The organism is Yersinia kristensenii (assembly GCF_900460525.1).
GTDB lineage: Bacteria > Pseudomonadota > Gammaproteobacteria > Enterobacterales > Enterobacteriaceae > Yersinia > Yersinia kristensenii.
Window position 1 is genome coordinate 593,135 of record NZ_UHIY01000001.1, and the last position, 16,240, is coordinate 609,374.

Sequence of the window (16,240 nt, forward strand, 5' to 3'; positions counted from 1 at the left end):
CGATGTCTCCATCGCCCTACTATTTACCGCCAAAATTAACCTTTCATATTCTTAATTTTAGCGTGCATTTCTTGTACTGAAATCACTTGCTCGGTTGGGTCAGCATTCAGCGCCATTGCCGTCGCGAAGCCGCCATTCAAGGTCGTGTCGTAATGCACTTTGTATTGCAAAGCACTGCGGCGGATCAGCTTGGAATCTTCAATCGCCTGACGTCCGGCCGTGGTATTCACGATATAAGTGTATTCGCCATTCTTAATACGGTCCTGAATATGCGGACGGCCTTCATGCACCTTGTTGACCAAGCGTGGATTGATCCCCGCCTCACCCAGCACCACCGCAGTACCGTGAGTAGCATCCAGTTCAAAGCCCTGTTTCAGCAGCTTCGCCGCTAAATCAACCACCCGATGCTTATCCCCCTCGCGCACGGATAACAGCGCACGGCCACTCTTTTTCATGCCAGACTGACTGCCCAGCATAGCTTTAGAGAAAGCTTCGGCGAAGGTACGGCCAACCCCCATGACTTCACCGGTAGAGCGCATTTCTGGCCCTAAAATCGGGTCAACACCGGGGAATTTGTTGAATGGCAGCACCACTTCTTTGACCGAGTAGTAAGGCGGAATAATTTCTTCCAGAACCCCTTGTTCGGCCAATGTCTGCCCCACCATCACACGGGCGGCAATTTTTGCTAATGGCATGCCGGTCGCTTTAGAGACGAATGGCACGGTACGCGCAGCGCGTGGGTTAACTTCAATCAGATAAACTTCGTTATTCTTCACCGCAAACTGCACGTTCATCAAGCCGCGAACACACAGCTCAAAGGCCAGTTTTTCCACTTGCTGGCGCATAACATCCTGAATTTCCTTGCTCAGGGTGTAAGCTGGCAATGAACATGCTGAGTCACCGGAGTGAACCCCTGCTTGCTCGATGTGCTCCATAATGCCGCCGATTAACACGCGCTCACCGTCACAAATGGCATCCACATCCACTTCTACCGCGTCATCAAGGAAGCGGTCGAGCAACACCGGCGCATCATTTGACACACTCACCGCATTTTGGAAGTAACGGCGCAGGTCAACTTCGTCATAAACAATTTCCATTGCGCGGCCACCCAATACATAAGATGGGCGCACCACCAGTGGATAACCCAGCCCCGCGGCTTTCTCAACAGCCTGTTCAATCGTCGCTACTGTGGCGTTAGCCGGTTGCTTCAAGCCCAGACGATTGACCGCCTGCTGGAAACGTTCACGGTCTTCGGCGCGGTCGATAGCATCCGGGCTGGTGCCGATAATGGGCACACCGGCAGCTTCCAACTCACGGGCTAATTTCAGTGGAGTCTGGCCACCGTATTGCACGATAACACCCTGCGGCTTCTCGATGCGGACGATTTCCAGCACGTCTTCCAGTGTCACTGACTCAAAATAGAGGCGGTCAGAGGTGTCGTAGTCAGTCGAAACCGTTTCAGGGTTGCAGTTCACCATGATGGTTTCATAACCGTCTTCACGCAGCGCCAGTGATGCGTGTACACAGCAATAGTCGAATTCAATCCCCTGGCCGATACGGTTCGGGCCACCACCCAGCACCATCACTTTCGGGCGATCGCTGGTAGGGTTAGATTCGCACTCTTCCTCGTAGGTCGAGTACATATAAGCGGTGTCAGTAGAGAATTCTGCCGCACAGGTATCTACGCGCTTATAAACTGGGTGCAATCCGTGCTTATAACGTAATTTGCGCACTTCGCTTTCCGCCGCGCCAACCAATTTCGCCAAACGGGCATCGGCAAAGCCTTTGCGTTTCAACTGGCGCATATACTCAGCATTCAGGCCATTGATACCGCATTCCGCCACATTTTCTTCCAGGCGCACCAGCTCTTCAATCTGCACCAGGAACCAGCGGTCGACGTTAGTCAGGTTGAAAACACCATCAACCGACATACCGGCGCGGAAGGCATCGGCGATATACCAGATGCGATCACAACCGGCTTCTTTCAATTCACGACGGATCTTAGTCAGGGCTTCAGGATCATCGAGACTGACTTTAGGATCAAAACCGGTCACGCCGACTTCCAGACCGCGTAATGCTTTTTGCAGTGATTCCTGTAGCGTGCGGCCAATGGCCATCACTTCACCCACAGATTTCATCTGCGTGGTCAGGCGGTCATTAGCGCCAGCAAATTTTTCGAAGTTAAAGCGCGGGATTTTAGTGACAACATAGTCGATGGATGGCTCGAAGGAAGCCGGCGTGCGGCCACCAGTGATGTCATTCATCAACTCATCCAGCGTATAGCCCACTGCCAGCTTGGCGGCAATCTTAGCGATTGGGAAGCCGGTGGCTTTAGAGGCCAGCGCAGAGGAGCGCGACACGCGCGGGTTCATTTCAATCACGATCAAACGGCCATTCTTCGGGTTCACCGAGAATTGCACATTAGAGCCGCCGGTCTCTACGCCGATTTCACGCAATACCGCCATCGAGGCGTTACGCATGATTTGATATTCTTTGTCTGTCAGAGTCTGCGCCGGGGCAACAGTGATGGAGTCACCGGTGTGAATGCCCATGGCATCGAAGTTTTCAATGGAGCAGACGATGATGCAGTTGTCGTTTTTATCGCGGACAACTTCCATCTCATACTCTTTCCAGCCAATCAGTGACTCATCAATCAGCAACTCTTTGGTTGGCGATAAATCCAGGCCGCGCTCGCAAATTTCTTCAAACTCTTCGCGGTTATACGCGATACCGCCACCGGTGCCGCCCATGGTAAAGGAGGGGCGGATAATGCACGGAAAGCCGACGTCAGCCGCAACAGCCAGTGCTTCTTCCATATTGTGCGCGATACCTGAACGGGCGGTATCCAGACCAATTTTCTTCATCGCGATATCAAAGCGACGGCGGTCTTCAGCTTTATCGATAGCATCAGCAGTAGCACCAATCATGGTGACACCGAATTCAGCCAGAACCCCCTGACGCTCTAATTCTAATGCGCAGTTCAGTGCGGTTTGGCCGCCCATAGTCGGCAATACTGCGTCTGGGCGCTCTTTTTCAATGATTTTGCGCACCACTTCCCAGTGAATCGGCTCGATATAAGTGGCATCGGCCATTTCTGGGTCAGTCATGATAGTGGCTGGGTTAGAGTTCACCAGAATAACGCGGTAACCCTCTTCACGCAGTGCCTTACAAGCCTGAGCGCCGGAGTAGTCAAACTCACAGGCCTGGCCGATAACAATCGGGCCTGCGCCCAGAATCAGGATGCTTTTTATATCTGTACGTTTTGGCATGGTTTGACGCTCCTGATTATTTGTGAGTGTGGCTAGCGGTCGCACGGTAAGCTTCAATCAGCTCGATAAAGTGATCAAACAGCGGGGCGGCATCATGCGGCCCAGGGCTGGCTTCCGGGTGACCCTGGAAACTGAACGCTGCTTTATCGGTACGGTGAATCCCTTGCAGGGAACCATCGAATAAAGAAACGTGCGTCGTGCGCAAGTTGGATGGCAATGTGGTTTCATCAACCGCAAAACCGTGGTTCTGCGCGGTGATCATCACACAATCAGCATCCAAATCTTTCACTGGATGGTTGCCACCGTGGTGACCAAATTTCATTTTGACGGTTTTCGCGCCGCTCGCCAGTGCCAGCAGTTGATGACCTAAACAGATGCCAAACACCGGAATATCGGTTTCCAGGAAGCGTTTAATCGCCGCGATGGCATAATCGCATGGCTCTGGATCCCCTGGGCCATTAGACAAGAAAATGCCATCTGGATTGAGCTTTAGAACCTCTTCCGCTGGAGTCTGGGCCGGAACCACTGTCAGGCGGCAACCTCGGTCTACCAACATGCGCAGAATATTGCGTTTTACCCCGTAGTCGTAAGCCACCACATGGAATGGCAGGTCTTCCGCTTGCTTCGCCGCAGGTAAATCACCTTCCAGAGTCCAGCTGCCTTGCAACCAGTGATAAGCTTCTTTGGTGGTGACTTCTTTGGCCAGATCCATTCCCTTCAACCCGGGGAATGCTTTAGCTTTTTCCAGCGCCAGCGCAGCATCAGATAAGTCACCCACAATAATGCAGCCGTTCTGTGCGCCCTTCTCGCGCAGCAACCGTGTCAGCTTGCGCGTATCGATATCTGCAATCGCAACAATGTTGTGGCGCTTGAGATAATCAGCTAAGCCTTCTTCATTACGGTAGTTGCTGGCAATCAATGGCAGGTCGCGAATAACCAGACCTTGGGCGTGTACTGCGGAGGATTCTTCATCGGAGGCATTGGTGCCGACATTGCCGATATGAGGATAAGTAAGAGTGACGATCTGGCGGGAGTAGGAAGGATCAGTAAGGATTTCTTGATAACCGGTCATCGACGTATTGAAGACCACTTCCCCCACTGCCGTACCTTCTGCCCCGATGGCCCGACCGTGAAATTGGGTTCCGTCTTCGAGAACCAATAGCGCTGACTTAATCAAAACATCCTCCAGGGAATAAACAGTCACATTATTTGCATATTAATTCACATCTAGCGATCTAAATCAATGCAAAAACCGCCCTCAGAGCCAATTTTTGGCAAATTGGGCGCATTTTAATGATGAGTGACGCTTTTGTCTAGCCAAAGTGCCATTTTTTCTCTGTTTTTTACCGTTTTCATTAAAATGAGTGGATTATAGCGGCAAAAACACATGCTAACTTAACATAGTAAACGGTTGCGAGGGTAAGTGACTGGAAAAAATCGTTGTGGCACACTGAAAGTGAGTATTATCATTTAATACAGAGGAAAAAAGACAAAAAACAGCGAGAAAACACCACAAAATACAAGTTATCTATAAAAAACTAATATAAATACAAAATAAAACAACAAAATAAAAAAGGACAATAAAATATTGCCCTGTTATCATATAGTTATGATAGAAACAACCACATCACGGGTTGTGCTTTACACTGTTAAAGTTCGTTCAAATTCAGTACATCGCGCATATCAAACAAACCATTATCACGCTCACAGACCCAAATAGCAGACTTAACCGCCCCATTGGCAAAAGTCATGCGACTGGTGGCTTTATGTGTGATTTCTACTCGCTCACCGATATCAGCAAACATCGCTGTATGCTCGCCCACAATGTCACCCGCGCGCACAGTAGCAAAGCCGATAGTGCCGGGCTTTCGCTCCCCTGTGTGGCCTTCGCGGCTATAAACCGCACAATCTTTCAATGAGCGCCCCAAGGATTCAGCTATCGCCTCTCCCATGGCCAACGCGGTACCTGACGGCGCATCCACTTTATAGCGGTGATGCGCTTCAATAATTTCGATATCGGTGTAATCGCCCATGACTTTGGCGGCCTTTTCAAGCAGCTTAAGCACCACATTGACCCCAACACTAAAGTTAGCGGCGAACACAATGCCAATGTCAGATGACGCAGCACTGATGGCGGCTTTACCGGCATCATCAAAACCGGTGGTCCCAATGACCATAGCCTTACGATGCATGTGGCAAATAGCCAAATGTTCCAGAGTGCCCTCTGGGCGGGTAAAGTCGATCAACACATCAAAATTATCAATTACCTTGGATAAATCATCACTTACCGTGATATTTAGCAATCCTGTTCCAGCCAGCTCACCCGCATCACTTCCCACCAGGGTGGAGCCCGCGCGCTCTACAGCAGCGCCCAGCACAACACCTTTCGTCTGTGTAATAGCCTGGATAAGCTGCCGGCCCATACGGCCACCCGCGCCAACAACGGCGATACGAATTGTTGAATCAGTCATGAGTTCTCCCAATATTGTGTCATCTACCCTGACAAGGGTTCAGATTAGCCGCCCGCCATGCACTCTGCCAGCCTATTTAATCTGTATTAGAAAAAAATGATATACGGCCGCTTTTATCAGTGAAACCACTTAATTCCTTACATAACATTTGCTAACCCTCTCGCCGTGAGCATGTATAGGTAGCTCAATGTGCAATCCAAACGGAGTCAGTACAATAACGGTTCATCAGGCATAATACGGTTATTTCGCATATTCATGCAGTTATGGTGAATTACACCCGTAAAAAAGCAGCCACTTAGGGCTGCTTGATAGACCTACGAATGCGCGCTGGAGATCAGTCGACCTGCTTAACCTCAACACGTAATTCTTTGGGAACTTCAAAAATGATACTTTCTTCACGACCACGCAGTTCAACAGACCCATCGGCACCGAGAGCTTTCAAGCGCGCGATGACTTGCTGAACCAGAATATCCGGTGCCGAAGCGCCAGCCGTCACACCAATACAGGCCGCATTCTGTAGCCAGGACTCTTGGATATCAGCCGCAGAATCAATCAGATAGGCCGATTTCCCCATGCGCTGCGCCAGCTCAGCCAAGCGGTTCGAATTGGAAGAGTTTTTCGACCCCACCACCAAAACCACATCCGCATCATTCGCCAGATTCCGTACCGCTTCTTGTCGGTTGGTTGTGGCATAGCAGATATCATCTTTACGTGGGCCGATAATCTTCGGGAAACGCTGGCGCAAAGCATCAATCACTGCGGAAGTATCATCAACTGACAAGGTAGTTTGGGTCATAAAGCAGAGGTTATTCTCGTCTTTAACATTCAGCTTCCAAACATCATCAGGTGACTCGACCAAATACATCCCCCCTTTCGGGTTGTTATATTGGCCCATCGTTCCTTCCACTTCCGGATGGCCAGCATGGCCTATCAGGATAGCTTCTTTCCCTTTGCGACTGGCACGAGCAACTTCCATATGAACTTTAGTCACCAATGGACAGGTTGCATCAAACAGCATCGTCAATTCGCGCGCGCGAGCCTCGGCACGAACAGCCTGTGACACGCCATGAGCCGAGAAAATCAAAATGGAACCATCAGGCACCTCAGAGATATTCTCAATAAAAATAGCCCCGCGCTCGCGCAGACTATCAACCACATAGCGGTTGTGCACCACTTCATGGCGCACATAGATTGGCGCGCCATACATCTCGATCGCGCGTTCAACAATACTGATAGCCCGATCAACTCCGGCACAAAAGCCGCGTGGATTAGCCAGCAATATCTGCATGCATAGCCTCCTGTTGGGGGTCAATCTCCAGTACTTCAATATCAAAGCTGACGACATGCCCTGCCAACGGGTGATTAAAATCAACAGTAATGGACTCTTCTGCCACTTCCCGTACTACGCCCGGCATTTCACTGCCATCTCGGGAGGTAAACAGCATAATAGTGCCCGCATCCGGTATGCCAGTTTGCGCAAAATCACGCTGCGTAAAGTACTGAATCAAATCAGGACTTTCCAAACCAAATGCATCTTCAGGTTGCAAAGTAAAAGTGTGTTTATCGCCCACTTTCAAACCAATCAACTGTTGCTCCAGCGCATCGCTTAAGCTGTTATCGCCTAAGCGAAATAGCGCGGGCTTCCCGTGAATATGGGTAGATTCTGCCGTTGAACCATCTTCCAGTTTGAGAGTGAAATGCACCAATACCGCACTCTTGTCTTGTACAACATGGTCTGCTACTTGATGACCGTCTACCTGTTCGGACATATCACTCCCCTTTATTCATCGCGGTTTTTTCCGCCGGGCTTAAGAAGCCTTCAAAGATAACCAGCGCAGCACCGATACAGATGGCGGTATCAGCAAAGTTAAATGTCGGGAAATGCCAGTTATTGACGTGGAAATCGATAAAATCGATCACCGCACCATGTACCATGCGATCAAATAAATTACCTAATGCCCCACCGATAATCAGGGCATAAGCACAATTTAACAGACGTTGCTTGGCCGTAGACCGGTACATCATCACCATCAATAGGACTGAAATACCGATAGCTATCCCCGCAAAGAACCAACGCTGCCAACCGCTTTTATCCGCAAGGAAGCTAAATGCCGCGCCAAAATTCTGCGCGTAAGTCAGGTTGAAAAAAGGAATCAGTGGCACGGACTCATACAGCGCAAAGTGGGTCATGACCCACTGTTTGCTACCGAGATCCACAATCACCACCAGTACAGCCAGCCATAACCAGCGCAATCCGGTCGAACAAATAGGTTTACTCATCAGGCGTATTTACGCTCTTCACCGTCTCCGGCAACGTTAGTGACACAGCGGCCGCACAATTCAGCATGTTCCGCCACCAAACCGACATCTTGAGTGTAATGCCAGCAACGCGGGCACTTCTCACCGTCAGCTTTATTAAAGGTTATTTTCAGCCCAGAAATCAGCTCGCTTTGCTGCGCATCATCACCGGCATCGGCATAATCTGCCACTTTCGCCGCAGACGTCAGCAACACAAAACGCAGCTCATCTTGCAAGCTGTTCAGGCGTGAAGCCAGTTCAGGCGTAGCAAACAGAGTTACAGCGGCTTCCAGCGAACCCCCGATACGTTTATCGCTACGCGCTTGCTCCAGCACCTTATTCACTTCGCCACGGACTTTTAACAGCTCGGCCCAGAAAGTATCGTTCATACTCTCATCACCCGCCAACCCGAACAGACCCTCATACCACTCTTCAGTGAAGACATACTGTGGGCGCTCACCCGGCAACTGGTTCCAAATTTCATCCGCGGTGAATGACATAATTGGGGCCATCCAGCGAACCAATGCTTCTGCAATATGGAACAGCGCGGTCTGGCAGCTACGACGGGCAACACTGTCGCCTTTGGCGGTGTATTGACGGTCTTTAATGATATCGAGGTAGAAAGAGCCCATTTCTACCGAACAGAACTGCATCAAGCGCTGCACGACTAAGTGGAAATCGTAATTGTCGTACGCTTCCATGATCTCGGCTTGCGCAGCCTGTGCACGACCTACAGCCCAACGGTCTACCACGACCATTTCTTCTGGAGCCACCTGATGCAATGCTGGGTCAAAGCCATTAAGGTTAGCCAGCAAGAAGCGCGCAGTGTTACGGATACGGCGGTAAGAGTCCGCAGAGCGCTTCAGGATTTCATCAGAAACCGCGATTTCGCCGGTGTAATCGGTGGAGGCCACCCACAACCGCAGGATGTCGCCACCCAGTTTGTTCATGACATCTTGCGGGCTGATGGTATTACCGATGGATTTGGACATTTTACGCCCTTGACCATCAACGGTGAATCCATGAGTCAACACTTGACGATAAGGCGCTTTGCCTTTTATCGCAGTCGCAATCATCAGTGAAGACATAAACCAGCCGCGGTGTTGGTCAGAACCTTCCAGATACATATCCGGGCTATGACCGCCAAACTCAGGGCGCACGTCAACCACAGAAGAGTGAGTTGAGCCGGAATCGAACCATACATCCAATGTGTCTGGCACTTTGACGTAATCAGCAGCATCGGCACCTAAGATCTCAGCAGGGTCTAGATCCCACCATGCTTGAATGCCCTCTTGCTCAACACGCTTGGCTACTTCTTCCATCAGTTCAGTGCTGCGCGGATGAAGCGCCTCGGTCTCTTTATGGACAAACAGAGACATCGGCACACCCCAAGTACGCTGACGCGAAATACACCAGTCTGGGCGGTTTGCAACCATGGTTTCAATGCGCGCCTGGCCCCACTCAGGGATCCACTGCACGCCTTTTATCTCTTCCAGCGACTGCTTGCGCAGACCTTTTTGATCCATGCTGATGAACCATTGCGGTGTAGCACGGAAGATAATCGGCGTTTTGTGACGCCAGCAGCATGGGTAGCTGTGAACCAGCTTTTCAACTTTCAGCAGTGCGCCTTTTTCGCGCAGCAACTCAACAATCACATCATTGGCTTTAAAGACAAACATGCCGTCCAGTGTTGGGTAAGTCCCTGCCAAATAGCAGCCGTTCGGGCCGACCGGATTAGCCACTTCCAAACCGTATTTCTGACCAATAACAAAGTCATCCGGGCCGTGGCCAGGTGCGGTATGAACTGCACCAGTACCGGCATCCAGTGTGACGTGATCGCCCAAGATTGCAGGTACATCAAAGCCCATAAACGGATGATTGAAGCGCAGTAGCTCCAGGTCAGAACCTTTGCAACTGCCCAATACCGTCCATTCCGCAATACCAGCGCGCTTCATGACGCTCTCAACCAGATCTTCTGCCAGAATCAAGCATTCGCCGTCGACCTGCACCAGCTGATAGATGTATTCAGCATTCAGTGAAATGGCGCGGTTTGCTGGCAAAGTCCACGGCGTTGTGGTCCAAATAACCAGTGAAATCGGGCCGTTAGCCTTATTTTCACCAGCAACATGGCTTGCGCCAAATTTTGCACTCACCGCCGCAACATCGACGGCGTTAAAGCGCACATCAATGGAAGGTGAGGTTTTATCGTAATATTCAACTTCGGCTTCAGCCAGTGACGAACCGCAGTCTGTACACCAATGCACTGGCTTCGCGCCTTTGTGCAGATGGCCGTTATCAATTATTTTACTTAGTGCGCGAATGATATTGGCTTCAGTTTTGAAATCCATCGTCAGGTAAGGATGGTCCCAATCGCCCAACACACCTAAACGGATGAAGTCTTTCTTCTGACCTTCGACCTGCTCAGCGGCGTATTTACGGCATGCAGCACGGAACTCCGCGGCGCTGACTTTTTCACCCGGCTTACCAATTAATTGCTCAACTTTTAGTTCGATCGGCAAACCGTGGCAGTCCCAACCTGGAATATAAGGTGAGTCGTAGCCAGCCATTCCTTTTGATTTAACAATAATATCTTTGAGAATTTTGTTAACAGAGTGACCAATGTGAATGTTGCCGTTCGCATAAGGAGGGCCGTCGTGCAAAATAAAGGTCTTTTTACCCTTCTTGGCCGTACGAATAATCCCATACAGATCCTGCTCATACCAACGTTTCAGCATGTCAGGTTCACGCTTAGCCAGATCGCCGCGCATCGGGAACCCTGTTTCAGGCAAATTCAGGGTATTCTTGTAGTCACTCATTAGATTCTCGGTTCCGTTTCGGCTAGAAATATTAAACCGGTGTCTTTAGCCCGAAAAATGTTCGGGCCGTCACCACATCATGGGCGATTTGCTGCTTCAAAGCATCGAGCGAAGCAAAACGCTGTTCGTTGCGCAGTTTCGCGCGGAGCACCACATCAATATGACGCCCATAAAGATCCATAGTTATATCAAGCAGATGAACCTCTAGCTGCTGGCGGACACCAGCAACGGTAGGTCGAGTGCCAATATTGGCCACACCGGGCAATGGCTTTGGACCTAAGCCATATACATCAACCGCATACACTCCTTTTACGGGAGCAACTAAACGTTTTAACGGCAAATTTGCCGTGGGGAAACCTATCGTCCGCCCCAGTTCGTCACCGTGAACCACTCGGCCAGAAATACTGTATGGGTGACCCAGCAGTGTCTCAGCCAACACCAAATCGTCGTCATGAAGCGCCTGACGAATCGCGGTGCTGCTAATGCGCAGACCACCATCACAAAAGCTGTCTGTGCTGATGACATCAAACCCAAACTCAGCACCCGCTTGCTGTAATAGCTGAAAATCCCCCTGGCGCTCTGCGCCAAAGCGGAAATCATCGCCAACAGTTAAAAACTTAACACCCAACTTCTCTACCAGCAACTTAGCAACGAAAGCTTGCGCAGTAATAGCTGCAAAACGCGGATCAAATTTAACGCACAATAAATAGTCAACACCGGCCTCGGCCAGATATCTGGCTTTATCGCGTAAACGCGTTAGTCGAGCCGGTGCTTTATCCGCTGCAAACAATTCCAGTGGTTGCGGTTCAAATATCATCACCATAACGGGCAGCCCCAAGCGCTGACCTTCGCGCTTTAACTGCTCCAATAAGGCCTGATGTCCGCGATGGACACCATCAAAGTTACCGATAGTTAGCACGCAACCATGGTGGCGTGCCCGGATATTATGTATACCGCGAATTAGCTCCATAGCTGGCTCAAAACAGTGGAAATCGCCGGATTATACCTTGTACCGCGGTTAAGGTTAACCCGCGATTGGCACCTTTAACCGAAAGTCACATCATTTTGCTAAAATCGTGCAGGTAAAATCCCTTTTACTCACTTTATCCTGTAGAATACGCACGCCGTCGAATACAGAAGCAGGCTGAGATTTTTACAAGAACCACCGTCGAATCCCTTCGAGGCAGTGAACTGTGGAATTTTCTTTCGAAAGACTGTATTCCGCAGCGCGAAGCTGGTAAAATCCCGCTCCATCACAACGTAGCAAGTGCCGCCCGTACAAACGGCGCTTATTTGCACAAATCCATTGACAAACGAAGGCTAAAAGGGCATATTCCTCGGCCTTTGAATTGTCCTCAATAGAATATATTTGGGAGTTGGACCTTGGCTAATATCAAATCAGCTAAGAAACGCGCCGTACAGTCTGAGAAACGCCGCAAGCATAACGCTAGCCGTCGCTCAATGGTGCGTACCTTCATTAAGAAGGTGTATGCGGCAATCGCAGCTGGCGATAAAGACGCAGCGCAAAAAGCATTTAATGAGATGCAACCAATCGTGGATCGTCAGTCCTGTAAAGGTCTGATCCACAAAAACAAAGCAGCGCGCCATAAGTCAAACTTAGTAGCGCAAATCAACGCAATGCAGTAATTGTATTACGTTGGCTGCTTCGTAAAAAGACCGGCCTAGGCCGGTTTTTTTATATCTAAAATTTGGCTGACTCATCGAATCGCAAGCTAATGCTGGTCACGAAGAGCTGATAGCTATACCACTTACGATTTGGATCAATAGGTTTAACCGCTAAACAGTGCGGAAAAATCCTTGTTACATACCCGCTGTACCGCAGGATGTTGGATCATGCGCTCGGCAAAAATAACGTAATACTCTTCCTGCACATTATCTAAACGGCCAATTTCTACAATTTCGTCATCTTTGGCATAGGTATCTGCGGCATACAGGGTGGGTGCAACAAAAATGGCATTGTTATAAATAGCAAAAGCCTTCATCAACGCCGCATCATCAAATTCCCCCAAGATCTCCACCTGTAGCCCTTTGCTGTTAATCCAATTTAATAATTTACGCCCCAACATTGAACGGCGGCCGGGCACTAATAAACGTTTTTGCTGCAAACACGCGGGGAAAGGCAAATCTGGGATGGGCTGGCGACAATAAAAACTCACGCTACATTCGCCAAGCTTCACCGAAAATAGCCCTTCTTGCTGACTGGAATCTACCGGGCAATCAGACAGAATCATGTCCAACTTATGCTGACTTAACTGCTCTAGCAGCATTTCGTGGGTCGATTCAAAGCAACGTAAATGAATTTTTTCATGATCCACCACAGCAGTTTCCAGCACCTGGCTAACTAAGCGCTTAGATAATGCATCGGCAACGCCAACATCAAATAACAAGTTAGATTCTTTACGATAGTTAACAATATCAATCATTTCGTGGCTGAGCATGAACATCTTATCGGCATAGCGAAAGACCAATTGCCCCAATTCTGATGGCACCAGCCCGCGCCCCTGGCGCTTAAATAATTTACCGCCCAGACGTTCTTCCAATGCTTTAATTTGCCCGGTAATCGTTTGTGGCGTCAAAAATAAAGCCTCAGCCGCACCCACGACGGAGCCTTCCTTACAAACCTGCCAAAAATAATAAAGATGATTGAAATTGATGTGCGACATTCGCATGTTGTTATCTCCTTAACATATCGGCGAGCCAGCTAGCCCCATGCACGACTAAACGTTCCCTGTTCTGAGACTTCACAAACCGTAAGCCTAGAAATCCATCAGGTAGAACGCCAGTACCTTGATGAGCGGTACTGGCCATTCGAATATTAATCAATGAGTTATTTTTTCTTTGCCGGCAAAGCCAGACGCAACAAGCTATAACCCACAATAGCGGCAGTGGTGGAGCCGAATAATATGCCCAACTTAGAATAGGTAAGCAAAGCAACTTCAGCACCATCAAATGCCAGCGATGCAATAAATATCGACATAGTAAAGCCGATACCACATAACACTGACACCGCAAAAATTTGCTTAAAGTTGATAGCATCCGGCAGTTTAGCAATCCCTAACTTAACCGCGAGCCAACTAAAGAGAAAAATCCCCAGTGGCTTACCAATAAACAGGCCGCTCGCAATCCCCAAAGGCAATAGTGACGTCAATCCAGCGATTGAAACGCCTTGCAACGAAACGCCTGCATTGGCAAAGGCAAATAACGGCAAAATCAAATAGGCAACCCACGGGTGCAAACCATGTTCCAGTGATTCCGAAGGCGAGCGTTTATCTTTGGTATGCAGCGGGATCATAAAGCCGACAATCACCCCAGCTAAGGTCGCATGCACCCCTGATTTAAGAATACAGACCCACAGAACCAATCCAACCAGCAGATAGGCGGATGTTTTCCCTACCCCACGCCAGTTCATATAGCCCAGCAAAGCAATAGCGGCAGCAGCAATACCCAGAGCTTGCAGTGAAACCTCATGGGTATAGAACAATGCAATAATAATGATAACGCCCAAGTCATCAATAATGGCCAATGCCAGTAAAAAGACTTTTAGGCTGGTTGGAACCCGGTTCCCCAGTAATGCCATCACTCCCAATGCAAAAGCAATATCGGTTGCTGCTGGAATTGCCCAACCTTGGCGAGTCACTTCATCAGCCCCATTAAACAGCAGATAAATCAAGGCCGGAGCGAGCATACCGCCCAAAGCAGCAATCGCAGGAAAAACGGCTTTATCGCGCCCCGCCAGTGAGCCTTCCATCAGCTCCCGTTTAACTTCCAAGCCCACAACCAAGAAGAATATCGCCATTAAGCCATCATTAATCCACAACAGCAGCGGCTTACTGATATCCAGTGACGCAATTTTTACCGATACCGGGACATCTAAAAATGATTGATAAGCCCCGTGGAGCGGGCTGTTAGCCATAAATAAGGCGACGATAGCGGCAAAAATTAAAATCAGACCACCCGCCGCCTCTTGGCGTAAAAATTGACGAATAATGTTTGTCACAATGAATAGCTCCTTACATCAGACAATGAGCTGCTGCTCGACAAATCAATTCATGAATTTTAGGATAACCCTTAACTCGAAAAAAGTCGTTTTTATAGCAATAAATACTCGGAAAAACCGATCAATTCGACATCTGCATCACATATTTCTATACCAGATGATGAAAAAAAATCCCCGATACTTATCGAGGATTTTTAATTTTCATCTTTATTAGCAGGTTAACTGCTAAGCCATGATTAGCGGGTCAAGTCATCAAAGAATTTCTTAACACCGTCTAAGAAGCTTTTAGAGCGAGGGCTGTTTTTTTCACCCGCAGCGCCAACAAAACTTTCTTCCAGTTCGCGCAGTAATTGTTTCTGTTTTTCACTTAGGTGGACTGGAGTCTCAACCACAACCCGGCAGAGTAAGTCGCCTTGGCTACCACCACGAACAGATTTAACCCCTTTCCCACGCATACGGAACAGTTTGCCGGTTTGCGTTTCTGCAGGCACTTTCAGCTTAACGCGACCATCCAACGTTGGGACTTCAATCTCGCCGCCTAAGGCCGCCATAGCGAAGTTAATTGGCACTTCACAATACAGATTATTGCCTTCACGTTCGAAAATTGGGTGCGCTTTAACCTGCACCTGAACATATAAGTCGCCTGCTGGTGCGCCGTGTTCGCCTGCTTCACCTTCACCATTTAAGCGAATGCGATCACCGGTATCAACACCCGCCGGAATTTTAACCGACAGTGTTTTTGATTTCTCAACGCGGCCATGTCCATGACATTTGTTGCACGGATCTTTAATGATTTGGCCGCTGCCATGACAAGTCGGACACGCCTGCTGCACGGTGAAGAAACCTTGGCGCATATGCACCTGACCTGCACCACGGCAAGTCGAACACGTCACCGGTGAGCTGCCCGGCTTAGCACCGCTACCATGGCAGACATCACATTCATTTAGCGTTGGGATACGAATTTCTTTGGTTACACCGCGCACCGCTTCTTCCAGTGTCAGATCCATGTTGTAGCGCAAATCTGAACCACGGGAAGCTCGCTGACGACGGCCACCGCCGAAGATATCACCGAAAACATCACCAAAAATGTCACTAAAATCAGCACCGCCACCACCAAAACCACCGCCGCCCATGCCACCTTGTTCAAAGGCTGCATGACCATATTGATCATAGGCTGCGCGTTTTTGTGGGTCGGTCAAAATTTCATAGGCTTCTTTAACTTCTTTGAAATTTTCGCCGGTATCGTTCTCATCCTGATTACGGTCCGGATGATACTTTACTGCCAGGCGTTTATAGGCCTTTTTGATTTCACGTTCATCGGCGCCCTTTGTGACGCCTAAAACCTCGTAATAATCTCTCTTCGCCATT

At 49.3% G+C, this 16,240-nt stretch carries 12 protein-coding genes; 1 reads left to right on the forward strand and 11 read right to left on the reverse strand.

Annotated features, from left to right (window positions below; translation table 11 throughout):
- Nucleotides 1–35: 35 nt before the first annotated feature.
- The 8 genes from carB to ribF all read right to left on the reverse strand — a co-directional run bounded on the left by carB (nucleotide 36) and on the right by ribF (nucleotide 11,824).
- Nucleotides 36–3,269 (reverse strand): carbamoyl-phosphate synthase large subunit, encoded by a 3,234-nt coding sequence (carB, locus tag DX162_RS02775; RefSeq protein ID WP_004392425.1) that lies wholly within the window; start codon nucleotides 3,267–3,269, stop codon nucleotides 36–38.
- Between the two features lie 16 nt (nucleotides 3,270–3,285).
- Nucleotides 3,286–4,446, reverse strand: a complete 1,161-nt coding sequence (carA, locus tag DX162_RS02780) for a glutamine-hydrolyzing carbamoyl-phosphate synthase small subunit (protein ID WP_032820787.1) — start codon at nucleotides 4,444–4,446, stop codon at nucleotides 3,286–3,288.
- 472 nt (nucleotides 4,447–4,918) lie between these two features.
- A complete protein-coding gene (gene dapB, locus DX162_RS02785) occupies nucleotides 4,919–5,740 on the reverse strand; it encodes a 4-hydroxy-tetrahydrodipicolinate reductase (protein WP_004392423.1) in 822 nt (273 codons plus the stop codon).
- A gap of 334 nt (nucleotides 5,741–6,074) precedes the next feature.
- Nucleotides 6,075–7,028, reverse strand: coding sequence for a 4-hydroxy-3-methylbut-2-enyl diphosphate reductase (gene ispH, locus DX162_RS02790; RefSeq protein WP_032820785.1), 954 nt, complete (start codon nucleotides 7,026–7,028; stop codon nucleotides 6,075–6,077).
- Entirely contained in the window at nucleotides 7,009–7,509 is a 501-nt protein-coding gene (fkpB, locus tag DX162_RS02795) for an FKBP-type peptidyl-prolyl cis-trans isomerase (protein WP_004392420.1), read from the reverse strand. Before fkpB ends, ispH begins: the two co-directional genes overlap by 20 nt.
- 1 nt (nucleotide 7,510) lies before the next feature.
- Nucleotides 7,511–8,020, reverse strand: coding sequence for a signal peptidase II (gene lspA, locus DX162_RS02800; protein ID WP_032820783.1), 510 nt, complete (start codon nucleotides 8,018–8,020; stop codon nucleotides 7,511–7,513).
- On the reverse strand, nucleotides 8,020–10,854 hold the full coding sequence (ileS, locus tag DX162_RS02805) for an isoleucine--tRNA ligase (protein ID WP_004392419.1): 2,835 nt from the start codon (nucleotides 10,852–10,854) through the stop codon (nucleotides 8,020–8,022). The genes lspA and ileS overlap by 1 nt, the downstream gene beginning before the upstream one ends.
- 31 nt (nucleotides 10,855–10,885) lie before the next feature.
- Nucleotides 10,886–11,824, reverse strand: a complete 939-nt coding sequence (gene ribF, locus DX162_RS02810) for a bifunctional riboflavin kinase/FAD synthetase (RefSeq protein WP_032820782.1) — start codon at nucleotides 11,822–11,824, stop codon at nucleotides 10,886–10,888.
- A gap of 413 nt (nucleotides 11,825–12,237) precedes the next feature.
- Here ribF and rpsT point away from each other — a divergent pair, with 413 nt between their 5' ends.
- Nucleotides 12,238–12,501, forward strand: coding sequence for a 30S ribosomal protein S20 (gene rpsT / locus DX162_RS02825; protein ID WP_002220715.1), 264 nt, complete (start codon nucleotides 12,238–12,240; stop codon nucleotides 12,499–12,501).
- A 143-nt stretch (nucleotides 12,502–12,644) separates the two neighbouring features.
- On the opposite strand, the gene nhaR is transcribed toward rpsT, so the two are convergent.
- The 3 genes from nhaR to dnaJ form a co-directional block, all read right to left on the reverse strand.
- Nucleotides 12,645–13,544, reverse strand: coding sequence for a transcriptional activator NhaR (nhaR, locus tag DX162_RS02830; RefSeq protein WP_032820781.1), 900 nt, complete (start codon nucleotides 13,542–13,544; stop codon nucleotides 12,645–12,647).
- Between the two features lie 158 nt (nucleotides 13,545–13,702).
- The gene (gene nhaA / locus DX162_RS02835; protein WP_004392415.1) at nucleotides 13,703–14,872 is read right to left on the reverse strand and encodes a Na+/H+ antiporter NhaA; all 1,170 of its coding nucleotides are present in this window, start codon (nucleotides 14,870–14,872) and stop codon (nucleotides 13,703–13,705) included.
- Nucleotides 14,873–15,108: 236 nt separating this feature from the next.
- Entirely contained in the window at nucleotides 15,109–16,239 is a 1,131-nt protein-coding gene (dnaJ, locus tag DX162_RS02840; RefSeq protein WP_004392414.1) for a molecular chaperone DnaJ, read from the reverse strand.
- Between the last annotated feature and the right edge of the window lies 1 nt (nucleotide 16,240).